This window comes from Pseudomonas sp. SCPG-7, assembly GCF_002156405.1.
GTDB classification, from domain to species: domain Bacteria; phylum Pseudomonadota; class Gammaproteobacteria; order Pseudomonadales; family Pseudomonadaceae; genus Aquipseudomonas; species Aquipseudomonas parakoreensis.
Window position 1 is genome coordinate 207,399 of the sequence record NZ_MVOO01000005.1, and the last position, 13,844, is coordinate 221,242.

13 protein-coding genes are annotated in these 13,844 nt (G+C 60.1%); 9 read left to right on the forward strand and 4 right to left on the reverse strand.

All coding sequences use genetic code 11. The annotated features are described in order from the left end of the window. Positions 1 to 10: 10 nt before the first annotated feature. Positions 11 to 394, reverse strand: a complete 384-nt coding sequence (locus B1722_RS12430) for a tautomerase family protein (RefSeq protein ID WP_041067383.1) — start codon at positions 392 to 394, stop codon at positions 11 to 13. A 44-nt stretch (positions 395 to 438) separates the two neighbouring features. Between B1722_RS12430 and B1722_RS30120 the strand changes: the two genes are divergently transcribed. From B1722_RS30120 to B1722_RS12445, 4 genes are all read left to right on the forward strand, one after another. Continuing rightward, positions 439 to 819, forward strand: coding sequence for a hypothetical protein (locus B1722_RS30120; protein ID WP_371851371.1), 381 nt, complete (start codon positions 439 to 441; stop codon positions 817 to 819). Positions 820 to 868: 49 nt separating this feature from the next. Beyond that, complete coding sequence (locus tag B1722_RS29580) at positions 869 to 1,039, forward strand: hypothetical protein (protein ID WP_174377316.1); 171 nt, start codon at positions 869 to 871, stop codon at positions 1,037 to 1,039. A 253-nt stretch (positions 1,040 to 1,292) separates the two neighbouring features. Next, positions 1,293 to 2,573, forward strand: a complete 1,281-nt coding sequence (locus B1722_RS12440) for an HAAAP family serine/threonine permease (RefSeq protein WP_041067380.1) — start codon at positions 1,293 to 1,295, stop codon at positions 2,571 to 2,573. Between the two features lie 115 nt (positions 2,574 to 2,688). After that, on the forward strand, positions 2,689 to 4,371 hold the full coding sequence (locus B1722_RS12445) for a SulP family inorganic anion transporter (RefSeq protein WP_371851372.1): 1,683 nt from the start codon (positions 2,689 to 2,691) through the stop codon (positions 4,369 to 4,371). Between the two features lie 52 nt (positions 4,372 to 4,423). Here B1722_RS12445 and acnB read toward each other — a convergent pair whose 3' ends face one another. Continuing rightward, positions 4,424 to 7,033 carry a bifunctional aconitate hydratase 2/2-methylisocitrate dehydratase gene (gene acnB / locus B1722_RS12450; RefSeq protein WP_047293641.1) on the reverse strand — a complete coding sequence of 870 codons (2,610 nt, stop codon included), beginning with the start codon at positions 7,031 to 7,033 and terminating at the stop codon, positions 4,424 to 4,426. A 467-nt stretch (positions 7,034 to 7,500) separates the two neighbouring features. Here acnB and B1722_RS12455 point away from each other — a divergent pair, with 467 nt between their 5' ends. After that, positions 7,501 to 7,971, forward strand: a complete 471-nt coding sequence (locus B1722_RS12455; protein ID WP_041067373.1) for a DUF1289 domain-containing protein — start codon at positions 7,501 to 7,503, stop codon at positions 7,969 to 7,971. A gap of 209 nt (positions 7,972 to 8,180) precedes the next feature. Here B1722_RS12455 and B1722_RS12460 read toward each other — a convergent pair whose 3' ends face one another. Beyond that, positions 8,181 to 9,044 (reverse strand): universal stress protein, encoded by an 864-nt coding sequence (locus tag B1722_RS12460; protein ID WP_041067371.1) that lies wholly within the window; start codon positions 9,042 to 9,044, stop codon positions 8,181 to 8,183. A 159-nt stretch (positions 9,045 to 9,203) separates the two neighbouring features. Here B1722_RS12460 and B1722_RS12465 point away from each other — a divergent pair, with 159 nt between their 5' ends. From B1722_RS12465 to B1722_RS12475, 3 genes are all read left to right on the forward strand, one after another. Continuing rightward, positions 9,204 to 9,812, forward strand: a complete 609-nt coding sequence (locus tag B1722_RS12465; RefSeq protein WP_041067368.1) for a tRNA-(ms[2]io[6]A)-hydroxylase — start codon at positions 9,204 to 9,206, stop codon at positions 9,810 to 9,812. Between the two features lie 218 nt (positions 9,813 to 10,030). Further along, complete coding sequence (locus B1722_RS12470; protein ID WP_027613172.1) at positions 10,031 to 10,738, forward strand: response regulator; 708 nt, start codon at positions 10,031 to 10,033, stop codon at positions 10,736 to 10,738. Continuing rightward, positions 10,739 to 12,025, forward strand: coding sequence for an ATP-binding protein (locus tag B1722_RS12475; protein ID WP_041067365.1), 1,287 nt, complete (start codon positions 10,739 to 10,741; stop codon positions 12,023 to 12,025). 124 nt (positions 12,026 to 12,149) lie between these two features. On the opposite strand, the gene B1722_RS12480 is transcribed toward B1722_RS12475, so the two are convergent. Beyond that, entirely contained in the window at positions 12,150 to 12,638 is a 489-nt protein-coding gene (locus B1722_RS12480; protein WP_041067362.1) for a GFA family protein, read from the reverse strand. 232 nt (positions 12,639 to 12,870) lie between these two features. On the opposite strand from B1722_RS12480, the gene B1722_RS12485 reads away from it, so the two are divergent. After that, a complete protein-coding gene (locus B1722_RS12485; RefSeq protein ID WP_041067359.1) occupies positions 12,871 to 13,755 on the forward strand; it encodes a LysR substrate-binding domain-containing protein in 885 nt (294 codons plus the stop codon). Positions 13,756 to 13,844 lie beyond the last annotated feature (89 nt).

Sequence of the window (13,844 nt, forward strand, 5' to 3'; positions counted from 1 at the left end):
ACGAGTCCAGTCAACTGGCGTATTGGGCGATGCCGTTGCCGAACGACCAGTTCTCCTTTTTGACTTCCACCAGATTGATGAACACGTCTTCCAGGCGAATGCCCAGTTGACTGTTCAGGCTGTGCGCGATGGTCTGGTACAGGGCTTTTTTCTGCTCCAGCGTCCGGCCTTCATTGAGGGTGATCTGGATGATCACCAACTCATCGCTGCGCTGGATGCCCAGGTACTGCGGGTCGAAGATGAAATGCTCGCCGTCGTGCTCGTTGAGGATCTGGAAGTTGTCGTGCTCCGGTACGTTGATGGTGCTGCGCATGGCGGCGTAGATCTGCTCGCCGATGCGTTTGGCGAAGGTGGGATCAGAGTGCTTTTTGATTTCGACGCGGACGAGGGGCATGGGCAAAGACTCCGTGGGGCAAGGGACTCCTCTCACGCTAGAACATGTCGGCCAGATTGAAAGTGTGGGGTGATGAGCTCGCCGCTGTTTTTGTACGAGGCTACCTACATTTTTCGCGGATTTTGCCTACGAATTTGGCGGATGCGTCTGCTACCGGAATGGTGATGAACGCGAAATCATGGGGACACAAAGTAGCTCGGGTAGTGACTACCAACAGCCAAGGAAGGCAAATGCTTCAAAACAATCGAGAACACCTGGAACTCGAAAGGATAATGAGTGAAATACGGAAACTGGCGGCCGAGAGAAAAAAGCTTATCGCGGAAGAAAAGAAGTTGAGGTGGGATACGTATTTTTATCCGTTTGCGGTAGTCGCTGGGGTGTTGACCGCAACAGCGGCCGTAGTAGGACTTTCACTCAAGTTTTAAGTGTTCGCGTTTGTACCATTCAACCCCACTCTCTAAGAAGGAAATCACCATGAGTACATTTGACCGTCAGGCCATGATTGAACGGGCAGATCGAGAATACGATGAGGACGTTGAAAGAATGCGCATCAAAAACAAGGGCGATATGTACCCAATCTGGGGAATGCTGGCGTTCGGCCTGTTTTGCATGTCACTCGGATTTCTCCTGGCTCGATCAATCTGATCAGGCCTTGCCAGTGGATTTGGCGCTGGAGCTTGTCGAAAAACGACATTTCACGTATCCGAAGCCGACAGCTATTTTCCCAAAAACGACAACCCACTGATCTGCTCCGTACAACCATTCCTCAGCTAAGTCTTTGCTTCTGCTCATTTATCACGGAGAATCGCGCCCCTGTTTCGGCCGGAGCATGTCTGTCGGTTTTTTCCGACGCGTCCCGACCGAGTGGCAAGTGACCGGAATGCGGAGATCCGACCGGATGAATGATCAGGCCAATAGCGTCGACGAACGCTATGAAGCGGCAGCACCAGCTGAACTGTCGAGCTGGAATCGCCATGACACCACGTGGATGTTGGGACTGTTCGGGACGGCCATTGGCGCCGGTACCCTGTTTTTGCCGATCAACGCCGGTCTGGGTGGCTTCTGGCCGCTGGTGATCCTCGCGCTGCTGGCCTTCCCGATGACGTTCTTTGCCCACCGAGGCCTGACCCGCTTCGTCCTCTCCGGTCGCGAAGGCGCCGACATCACTGACGTGGTCGAGCAGCATTTCGGCATCAAGGCCGGTGCGCTGATCACCCTGCTGTACTTCTTCGCCATCTTCCCGATCCTGCTGATCTACAGCGTCGGCCTGACCAACACGGTCGCCAGTTTCCTTGAACACCAACTGCACATCACGCCGCCACCGCGCGCGCTGCTGTCGTTCGTGTTGATCCTCGGCCTGCTCGCCGTTGTGCGTTGCGGCGAGCAGGCCATCGTCAAGGCGATGAGCCTGATGGTGTATCCGTTCATCGTTGCGCTGCTGTTCCTCGCGGTGTACCTGATTCCGCACTGGAACGGCGGCATTCTCACCACCGCCTCGCAAGTGCCGGCACCGTCGGCGTTGCTGCACACACTGTGGCTGGCGATTCCGGTCATGGTGTTTTCGTTCAACCACTCGCCGATCATCTCGGCGTTTGCGGTGGATCAGAAGCGTCGCTACGGTGTCAACGCTGACCAGCGCAGCTCGCAGATCCTCTGCCGCGCCCACCTGTTGATGGTGGTGATGGTGCTGTTCTTCGTCTTCAGTTGCGTGCTGACCCTGTCGCCGGAACAACTGGCCGAAGCCAAGGCGCAGAACCTGTCGATCCTGTCCTACCTGGCCAACCACTTCAGCAATCCGACCATCGCGTTCGCGGCGCCGTTGATTGCGTTTGTGGCGATCTCCAAGTCGTTTCTCGGTCACTACATCGGCGCCAGCGAAGGCCTCAAGGGCCTGATCGTCAAGAGCGGCAAGCGTCCGGGTGCCAAGGCGCTGGATCGCATCGTGGCGGCGTTCATGCTGGTGGTGTGCTGGATCGTCGCGACCCTGAACCCGAGCATTCTCGGGATGATCGAGACCATCGGTGGCCCGGTGATCGCTGCGATTCTGTTCCTGATGCCGATGTACGCGATCCGCAAAGTACCGGCGATGGCGCGCTATCGCGGTCAGGCGTCGAACGTGTTCGTCACCGCCGTAGGTCTGGTGGCGATTTCGGCGTTGATTTATTCGCTGACTGCTTGAAGATCAAGAGATCGCAGCCTGCGGCAGCTCCTACAGGGTTTGTGTATACCTGTAGGAGCTGCCGAAGGCTGCGATCTTTCGCTTTTCAGCTACAGTAGGCCGCTGCGCATCTCTCATGCACTGCGGCTTTTTTTCGTCTGGAGACAGTGGATTGTCGAGTACGGCCCAACCGGTAGAACCCACCAATCGCTGGCGTGACATCCTCGCCGGCCTGTCGATTGCCGGGCTGCTCTTGCCCGAAGCGGTCGCTTATTCGACCATCGCCGCGCTGGCGCCGCAGGCCGGCGTGATTGCCCTATTTGCCGGATTGCTCTGCTACGGACTGTTTGGCACCAGCCGCTTTGCCATTGTCTCGGCCACGTCTTCGTCAGCGGCGGTGCTGGCGGCGACCACCGCGACCATGGCCAATGGCGACCCGCAGTTACGCGCGACGCTGGCGGTCGGCTTGGTACTGGTCACCGGTGGGCTGTTCTTGCTGGCGGGGATCTTTCGCTTCGGCAGCGTTACTTCGTTTATCGCCAAACCGGTATTGCGCGGTTTCGCCTTTGGCCTGGCGCTGACGATCATCCTCAAACAGGTCGCCAGCGTGGTCGGCGTGCACCTGACCGACGCCAATCTGGTGCGCTTCGCCCCGCAATTGCTCGAACAACTGCCGCAATGGAACTGGCCGGCGGCGGCTGTCGCTGCGGTGGCTCTGCTGTTGTTGAGCCTGTTCTCCCGTTTTCCACGGGTGCCCGGCGGTTTGCTGGTGGTAGTGATCGGTATCGTCGCCGGGCAATGGCTGAACCTGCCGGCCCACGGTGTGAAGTTGATCGGCTTGATCGACCTGAGCCTGGAAGTACCGAACCTGCCGGTGCTGCCGTTTGCCGACTGGCTGCGGCTAGGGGAAGTGGGGTTCGCGCTGGTGATGATTCTGTATGCAGAGTCGTACGGCTCGATCAGTGCGTTCGCCCTCAAACACGGTGATCGTGTGACCTCCAACCGTGATCTGCTGGCGCTGGGGGCCTCGAATCTGTTGTCTGGATTGTTCCATGGCATGCCGGCGGGGGCCGGGTATTCGGCGACGTCGGCGAACGAGGCGGCCGGGGCGACGTCACGCTGGGCCGGTGGCGTGGCGGCGCTGATGGTGCTGGTGATCGTGCTGACGGTGTTGCCATGGATCGCCCTGACGCCGGAGCCGATTCTGGCGGCCATCGTGATTCATGCGCTGGCGCGTGGCTTGAGTCTGCAGCCGCTGGGGCGCTACTTCGTCTGGCGCCGGGATCGGCTGCTGGTGCTGTGCGCGGTGGGGGCGGTGCTGGTGCTGGGCATTCTCGACGGCTTGCTGGTGTCGGTGGCGATCAGCGTGTTGCTGATGCTCAAACAGATGTCGGCGGCGGACATTCAGGTGCTCGGGCGAATCGACGGCGGGCACGATTTTGTCGATTTGCAGCGACATCCAACGGCGACGGTTGAGCCGGGAGTGCTGATTGTGCGGCCCAGTGAGGCATTGTTCTTTGCCAATGTGGAGCGGATTCTCGGTGCGGCGCTGCATTTGATTCGTCATTCGCAAGTGCCGCTGCACACGGTGATCCTCAGTCTGGAGGAAACCCCGGACCTGGACGGCACCAGTATCGAGGCGATGCAGGAGTTTTTCCTGCGGGTGCATCAGGAGGGCAAGCGGCTGATTCTGGCGCGGCTCAAACAGGAAGCGCTGGTCGCGTTGGAGGCGTTGCCGGAGGTAACGGCCAACGGGGTGATACTCAGCGGGCTGAGCGTCGATGGGGCGGTGCAGCAAGCCCTCAAACTCAAGGCATAAAAAAACGCCGCACATCTCACGATGGGCGGCGTTTTTTCATTGCGTTGCAGCGTTAGGCTTGAACGACCGGAATCTTGGCGTTCGCAGCCGCTTCACGGAACTCGGCGATCTGGTCGAAGGACAGGTAGCGGTAAACATCGGCCGCCATGCTGTCGATCTTGCCAGCGTATTCCATGTACTCCTCGACGGTCGGCAGGCGACCCAGGATCGAAGCCACGGACGCCAGTTCGGCCGAAGCCAGGTAGACGTTTGCGCCGTCGCCCAGACGGTTCGGGAAGTTACGGGTCGACGTCGAGACCACGGTGCTGTTCGGCTCAACGCGTGCCTGGTTACCCATGCACAGCGAGCAGCCTGGCATTTCCATGCGCGCGCCGGCCTTGCCGTAGATGCCGTAGTAGCCTTCTTCGGTCAGTTGGTGAGCGTCCATTTTGGTCGGCGGCGACAGCCACAGACGGGTTGGCAGCTGACCCTTGACCTGGTCCAGCAGTTTACCGGCAGCGCGGAAGTGACCGATGTTGGTCATGCACGAACCGATGAACACTTCGTCGATCTTCTCGCCAGCGACGCTGGACAGCAGACGGGCGTCGTCCGGATCGTTCGGCGCGCACAGTACCGGCTCGTTGATGTCGGCCAGATCGATTTCGATGATTTCGGCGTATTCGGCGTCGGCATCGGCTTCCATCAGTTGCGGGTTGGCGATCCAGGCTTCCATCGCTTGCGCACGACGTTCCAGGGTACGTGCATCGCCGTAGCCTTCGCCGATCATCCAGCGCAGCAGGGTGATGTTGGATTGCAGGTACTCGGTGATCGACTCTTTCGACAGCTTGATGGTGCAACCGGCAGCCGAACGTTCGGCCGAGGCGTCGGACAGTTCGAATGCCTGTTCCAGGGTCAGACCTTCCAGGCCTTCGATTTCCAGGATGCGGCCGGAGAAGGCGTTTTTCTTGCCTTTCTTCTCGACGGTCAGCAGACCGTTCTGGATGGCGAAGTAAGGAATGGCATGAACCAGGTCACGCAGGGTGATGCCAGGTTTCATTTTGCCTTTGAAGCGCACCAGGATCGATTCCGGCATGTCCAGCGGCATGACGCCGGTGGCAGCGGCGAACGCGACCAGACCGGAACCGGCCGGGAACGAGATGCCCATCGGGAAACGGGTGTGCGAGTCACCACCGGTACCCACGGTGTCCGGCAGCAGCATGCGGTTCAGCCACGAGTGGATGATGCCGTCGCCCGGACGCAGGGAAACGCCGCCGCGGGTCATGATGAAGTCAGGCAGGGTGTGGTGGGTGGTCACGTCGATCGGCTTCGGATACGCTGCGGTGTGGCAGAAGGACTGCATCACCAGGTCAGCGGAGAAGCCCAGGCACGCCAGGTCTTTCAGTTCGTCACGGGTCATCGGACCGGTGGTGTCCTGAGAACCTACGGTGGTCATTTTCGGTTCGCAGTAGGTGCCAGGACGAACGCCTTTGCCTTCTGCCAGACCGCACGCCTTGCCGACCATTTTCTGCGCCAGGGTGAAGCCCTTGGTGCTTTCAGCCGGTGCTTCCGGCTTCTTGAACAGGTCGAACGCAGGCAGACCCAGTTCGGCGCGTGCCTTCTCGGTCAGGCCACGGCCGATGATCAGCGGGATACGACCGCCGGCACGGACTTCGTCCAGCAGCACAGGGGTCTTCATTTCGAAGGTGGTGATGACTTCGTCGGTACCGTGCTTGCAGACTTTGCCGGCGTGCGGGTACAGGTCGATCACGTCGCCCATGTTCATGTTCGACACGTCGAACTCGATCGGCAGTGCGCCGGCATCTTCCATGGTGTTGTAGAAGATCGGAGCGATTTTGCTGCCGAAGCAGAAACCGCCAGCGCGCTTGTTCGGTACGTAAGGAATGTCGTCGCCGAAGAACCACAGGACCGAGTTGGTCGCCGATTTACGCGAGGAACCGGTACCGACCACGTCACCGACGTAGGCGATCGGGAAGCCTTGACCGCGCATTTCTTCGATCTGCTTCATCGGGCCGGTCTTGCCTTGCTCGTCCGGAACGATGCCGTCACGGGCCATTTTCAGCATGGCCAGGGCGTGCAGCGGGATGTCAGGACGCGACCAGGCGTCTGGTGCCGGGGACAGGTCGTCGGTGTTGGTTTCGCCGGTGACCTTGAACACGCGCAGGCTGATCTTGTCGGCCAGCACAGGGCGTTTCTTGAACCACTCGCCATCAGCCCAGGATTGCAGCACGGCTTTGGCGTGAACGTTGCCGTTCTTGGCTTTTTCAGCCACGTCGTGGAAGGCATCGAACATCAGCAGGGTGTGCTTGAGTTCTTCGGCAGCCACTGGCGCCAGCTCGGCGTTGTCCAGCAGTTCAACCAGGGTCACGATGTTGTAGCCGCCCTGCATGGTGCCGAGCAGTTCTACAGCGCGCTTCTTGTCCAGCAGAGGGGAGGTGACTTCGCCTTTGGCCAGGGCCGACAGGAAACCGGCTTTGACGTAAGCGGCTTCGTCCACTCCTGGTGGTACGCGATTGGTGATCAGGTCAACGAGGAAAGCTTCTTCGCCAGCCGGAGGATTCTTCAGCAGCTCGACCAGGCCTGCAGTTTGTTCGGCGTTAAGCGGCTGGGGAACGATACCCAGGGCTGCACGCTCTTCGATATGTTTGCGGTAGGCTTCAAGCACAGTTATTACCCTCATCAGTGGTCCCAAATGGGTGTCCGGGACGCTCATCCCGAAATTGCCGTACTCATGCACCGCACGACGTTGTGAGTCGTTTGGCCAGAATTACCGGCAATTCCTTACAGAAGCTGCTTTCAAAGTTTTACGCCTGCAGAACGGGGAGCTGATGAGGGTTGGCGTTGGGCTTTTCCCCGCTGGAAAAACCCTTCGCCAACACCGCTCTGAAGGAACGACTGTGCTCGTGACGCTTTGAAAACAGCTTCTAACGGACATTGGCGCCTTAAAAGGCTGGCTGATTCTACGGCAAAAAAAATTTAAAGGTAAGTCGCGCTCTATTGGACTTTGGTGGCGTTGTGCGCGGGCGAGGCAAACCGCGAGCCAGCGCTTGCCCCTGACGTTTGAGGGGTGATCAATGGCCGACAAAGGGCTAACATGCCGGCCTGTTCCGCGTTTCAGTGTTTTGCCAATTTATGCCCAATCAGACCATCAAGACCCCCTGCGTCGGCCTCTGCTCCACTGTTTACGGAGATCTGGTGTGCCGTGGCTGCAAGCGTTTCCACCACGAAGTGATCCACTGGAATGGTTACGGCGAGGAGGAAAAGCGTGCGGTGTGGTTGCGTCTGGAGCAATTGCTGTCACAAGTGATGGCGAGCAAGGTCGAGATCTTCGATTCGGCGCGTCTGCGCCAGCAGCTGGAACAGCGCAAGATCCGCTTTGTACCGCATCAGTCGGAATATTGCTGGGCCTATCAGCTGATCGCTCGCGGGGCGCGGGTGATCATTAATCTGGAGGCCTACGGGATGGTGTTGCTGCCGGAGTTCCGCGACTGGAACCTGCCGGAACTGCGCGATGCCATTGATCGGGAATTCTTCCTGTTGTCGGAAGCGCATTATCAGCGCTATATCGCCCCCGGCTTTCTGAAAGACGCCTTCGGCGCCTAGAAGCTTCGCGCGCAGGCTCGCTCCCACAATGATCGGAGTGGAGTGCAAAATGTAGTGGGAGCTGGCTTGCCAGCGATGAGGGCGGTGCATCCAATATCAATGTTGACTGAGCCACCGCTATCGCTGGCAAGCCAGCTCCCACAGGAATATGCATTCCAACTGTGGGAGCGAGCCTGCTCGCGAAGGCGTCGGTTCAGGCACCGTAATCCTCAGTGTTTCACCGCCAACTCCACCAGATGATCCTCAACCTCCTGCGGCTTGAGCACCAGCACGTCGCTTTCCAGTGCATCCAGCACCACTTCAGCGGTATTGCCGATCAACGCGCCTGACAACCCGCTGCGCGCCACGGTGCCGATCACGGTCACCGCCGCCTGCAGCTTGTGCGCCATGAACGGAATCAACACATCCGCCGGGCCTTCCTCGATATGCAGGTGCTCGTCGTCCACATCGAACTCGGCCTGAAACGCCTTGCACTGCTCGCGGTACCGCGCTTCGATGGTTTCCTTGAGCTGGAAGGTCGGATCCGCGGCCGAGAGCATGGGCGACGGATGCGCCGTGATCACATGCAGATGCGCCTTGGCCAGGCTGGCAATGTCGTAGCCATGATCAATGATCGTGGTGTGCAAATGCCGGTGTTCGCCATCGGCATTGCCCACGTCCACAGCCGCAAGAATCACTCGGTCTTTCCAGGAGGTGGATGTTTTCACCAACAGCACCGGAGTCGGGCAGTGGCGCAGCAGTTTCCAGTCGGCCGGGGTCAGCAGAGCTTTTTTCAGCGCGCTGTCGGGATAGTGCTGTTTGATCACCAGCCCGCAACCTTCGGCCTGCTGCACGTCGATGATGGTCTCGTGCAGGCTTTCGTTCCACGCCTGTTCGGTGGTCACGCTGTAGCCATCCGCCAGCAGTGCGGCTTTGAGCACGCCAAGCATGCCGGCGTGGTCGTGCTTGCGGTCACACACCAGCAGGTGCAGATGGGCCTGGGTCACGCCGGCGATCAACTTGGCGCGCTTGAGCGCCAGGCTTTCCGAATGTTCGGGTTCGATGACCACCAGAATGCTGCGAATGGCTTGCATGAGCGGAGTCTCCAGCAAAGAAAAGGCACGGCGTTGCACAACTATAGTTGCTGCTCATGCGCCTGCGACTTGATGCATATCAACGCCTGCGACTGGTGGTCTGCGGGCAGGCCGGTATAATCGGCGGCCTTTGCTCGTACACCTTTTACCGTGAGCCTCATGATCCTTCCCGAAATCCACGAATTCCTTGGCTGCCGCACACCCGACGCTTGGGTCCAGGCCGCACTGGCCGATCAGGAAACCCTGCTGATCGACCACAAGAACTGCGAGTTCAAGGCCGCCAGCACCGCGCTGAGCCTGATTGCCAAGTACCATTCCCACGTCGACCTGATCAACATGATGTCGCGTCTGGCCCGGGAAGAACTGGTGCACCACGAACAGGTCATGCGCATCATGAAACGCCGCAAGATCGAGCTGCGCCAGCTGCACGCCGGGCGCTACGCCTCGGGACTGCGCAAAGTGGTGCGCAGCCACGAACCGGTGAAACTGGTGGATACGCTGGTGGTCGGCGCATTCATCGAAGCGCGCAGTTGCGAGCGTTTCGAAGCGCTGGTGCCGCATCTGGACGAAGAACTCGGCAAGTTCTATTTCGGCCTGCTGAAAAGCGAGGCGCGGCACTTCCAGGGTTATCTGAAACTGGCTTACCAGTACGGCGACGCGAAGGACATCGCTCAGGTGATCGACAAGGTGCGTGCTGCCGAGCAGGAACTGATCGAGTCGCCGGATGACGAGTTCCGCTTTCACAGTGGTGTGCCGGCTGCCGCATAACCTGTAGGAGCTGCCGAAGGCTGCGATCTGTTGATCTTGTTTCAAAAATCAAAAGATCGCAGCCTTCGGCAGCTCCTACTTGTTAAAAACTCTTAAGAGTATGAAATATCACCGAAAACCGGCCCCTGCGGCCGGTTTTTGCTGCCCGAAACAACGCCTCGCCGACGATTGCCGCCATACTGTCGACCATTTCACACATGGGTTGGCAGACGGTCGTTATGGATAACCTGGGTTTTGGCAAAGTCCTGCTGGTCGAAGACGATGAACGTCTGGCCACGCTGATTGCGCACTTTCTCGAGCAGCATGGCTACGAGGTGCGCGCGGTGCATCGCGGCGATCTGGCGGTGGCCGCGTTTCTCGAATTCCAGCCCAAAGTGGTGGTGCTTGATCTGATGCTGCCGGGGCAGAGCGGGCTGCACGTGTGCCGGGAAATCCGCAGCGTGTCGGACACGCCGATTGTCATCCTCACCGCCAAGGAAGACGACCTCGACCACATTCTCGGCCTGGAATCCGGCGCCGACGATTACGTGATCAAGCCGATCAAGCCGCCGGTATTGCTCGCTCGGCTACGCGCCTTGCAGCGTCGGCAGATGCCGGAGGCCGGCGTGGTCAGTGCGCTGGAGTTCGGCCGCTTGAGCATCGACCGCAGCTGCCGCGAAGTGCGGCTGGCTGGCGAGATCATCGAAATGACCACCATGGAATTCGAGCTGCTGTGGCTGCTGGCCAGCGCCGCCGGCAAAACCCTGTCCCGCGATGACATCCTCAACCGCATGCGCGGTATCGCCTTCGATGGGCTCAATCGCAGCGTCGACGTGTACATCAGCAAGTTGCGCAACAAACTCAAGGACAATCCCCGTGAGCCGGTGTGCATCAAGACCGTGTGGGGCAAGGGTTACCTGTTCAATCCATTCGCGTGGGAGCTGTAGATGCTGCGGTTATTCCTCGGGCTGTTTCTGGTGATGACGGTGGGCCTGGTCCTGGCTCTGCAAACTGTCGAACACACCTTCAACGCGTTGCTCGACAATCAGATGCAGGCCTACAACCGTGAGGCGGTGCGCGGGCAGGCGTGGTCACTGGTCGAGCACATGCGCGATCAGCAAGGCGCGGCGCGTGAACAGCAGCTGGAAGCGTTGCGCCCGCACTACGGCTTGTCGCTGAAGCTGATCGAAGCCGATCAACTGGACCTCAGCACCGAGGAAAAGGCCGAACTGGCGCAAAACCTGTTGGTGATCCGCGACAACTACACCCAATTCATCAGCAACATCGACGGTGGCTCGCAACTGCTCAGCATCAAGCTGCCGCCCGAACCGAGCCTGATGCCGTTCTACATCGCGGTGGCTTACGCGATGCTCGCGGTGCTCATCGGCATCGTGCTGTTCTTCTGGGTACGCCCGCACTGGCGCGATCTGGAAAAACTGCGTCTGGCCGCCGAGCGCTTTGGCGATAACGATCTGTCGGTGCGCATTCAACTGTCGAAACGCTCGAACATCCGCGATCTGGCGGAACACTTCAACCTGATGGCGGCGCGCATCGAGAGCCTGATCGCCAATCAGCGCGAGCTGACCAACGCGGTCTCCCACGAATTGCGTACGCCAATTGCGCGGCTGTCGTTTGAACTCGACCAGCTCAAGCAACAGCCGGACGCCAGCCAGAACCGCGAACTGATCGCCGACATGTACGCCGACCTCGGCGAGTTGGAAGAAATGGTCTCCGAACTGCTGACCTACGCCAGCCTCGAACGCGGTGCGACGGTGATCAAGCGCGAAAACATTCAAGCGGCCAACTGGCTCGACAGCGTGGTCGGCAGCGTTGCGCTGGAGGCGGAAGCGGCGGGGGTGCAGTTGCTGATTGGTGACTGCCGGCTCGACACCGTGCGCATTGAGCCGCGGTTCATGGCGCGGGCGGTGATCAATCTGCTGCGTAATGCCATTCGTTATGCCGAGCAGCGAGTCGAGGTGACGCTGGTGCGCAGCGGCGATTACTACGAAGTGCGGGTCAACGACGATGGTCCGGGGGTGCCGGTGGAAGGCCGGGAGAAGATCTTCGAACCGTTCTCGCGACTGGATGCCAGCCGCGACCGGCGTACCGGTGGCTTTGGGCTGGGTCTGGCGTTGGTGCGACGGGTATCGCAGTCCCATGGCGGGCAGGTCGAGGTCGGGGAATCAGTGTGGGGTGGGGCGTCGTTTCGGATGACCTGGGCGCATCTGGACTGATCTGCGTTGTCGGTTCCAGCCCTATCGCTGGCAAGCCAGCTCCCACAGGTTTCTCGGCGTACACAAAACCTGTGGGAGCTGGCTTGCCAGCGATAGGGCCATCAAAGCCAGCGCAAATCCATGCTCATTTGACCAGCCCCAAGCGCTCATGCCACTGCGCAATCGACTCCTCGGGATACACCGCAAACTGTTTGTCCTTGGGCTTGGCATCCACTTCGACCCAAGGCGCCTTCGACCCCAGCATCAAATGCGTGTGTTGCGGCGGTACCGGCAGCGGCGTATCGATGGCCGAGGCGAACGGGTGGATCAGCTCCGGCCACTCAGGGCTGAACAACCATAAACCGCTGCCGCACTGTGAGCAGAAATGCCGTTCGGCCGTGCTGCGATGGGCACGTTTTTCACCTGCTTCCTTCATCTTCGCGTGGTAGATGCTGATGTGCTTGCGCCCCTGAACCTTGAGGCTGGCCGCGTCGCCACCCAGGTTGATCGCGTAACCGCCACCGCCCTGGGTCTTGCGGCAGATCGAGCAGTAGCAGCGTTGATAGGGATAGGGATGGGCGCTGGTCAGGCTGAAGGTGACGGCGCCGCAGTGGCAAGAGCCTTCGAGGTGCATGAGGGGCCTCCGGTTGGCTGGATGGGTTTGAATGAGCCTAGAAGAATTGTGTGAATGTGCCGACGCCATCGCTGGCAAGCCAGCTCCCACAGTGATTTTTTGGTGTGCGCGGCTTTGCCATTCGACACAAAACCTGTGGGAGCTGGCTTGCCAGCGATGAACGATAACGCGGAGCCACTGGACGCCTGCTCAAGGCCCGGTCAGCATGTCCCCAAAAAAGGCACCCCAACCCATGCGAAGACTCCCCTCACTGGCCGCCCTCAGAACCTTCGAATGCGCCGCCCGCCACGCGCATTTCGGCCGGGCTGCCGCCGAGCTGTGCGTCACCGACAGCGCCGTCAGCCACCAGATCCGTCAGCTCGAAGAGCAGCTCGGCGTCTCGCTGTTCATCCGCGAAGGCCGGCAGATCCGCCCGACCATTGCCGCCGGGCGCCTGATGCAGAGCCTGCAGCAGGCCTTCGAATTGATCGGCGAGGCCTGCGATGAACTGCGCGATCCATCCTCGCTGGCGGTCGTGCGTCTGGCGGTCACCGCCGAACTGGCGCAGAAGTGGCTGATGAACCGCCTCACTGATTTCTATGCGCGCTATCCGCACATCACCCTGCATCTCTACGAACAGCCGATCGACGCCAGCGCGCCGGGCGAGGACATCGATCTGGCGATCACTTACGGCATCGGACCTGCAGACAGCAGTTCCTACTTCGTGCGGCCGTTGCCGGCGCTGCAATTCTTCCCGGTGTGCAGCCCCGGGCTGTTCAACCAGGGCGCTCTGAAGTCGCCGAAGGACTTGATGCGCCATTGCCTGCTGCACGACGATCAGGATGGCAAGACCTGGACAACGTGGCTCACCAGCCACGCCGGCGATCTGCGCCCGCAGCGTCAGCTGTATTTCGCCCATGCCGGGTTGGCGCTGGAAGCGGCGGCGCAGGGGCAGGGCGTGGCGATGGGCGACAACCTCACCGCGCAGGAGGACCTGCTGAGCGGGCGACTGGTGCGGCCGTTCAGTGCGAGCATGACCGCGCTCGGCCAATACGCGCTGGTTTGCGAACGGCTGCGGCTGGAGCGTCCGGCGGTGGCGCAGATGCTCGAATGGTTCAACGATCAGTTGAGCGATTGATGAGTTGAATTCAACGGTTCCGCAATAATCATCGTTGGCGGGCCTGCCGTCCGCGACCTTAGCCTGTGGTCATTCCCCACCCAAGACGA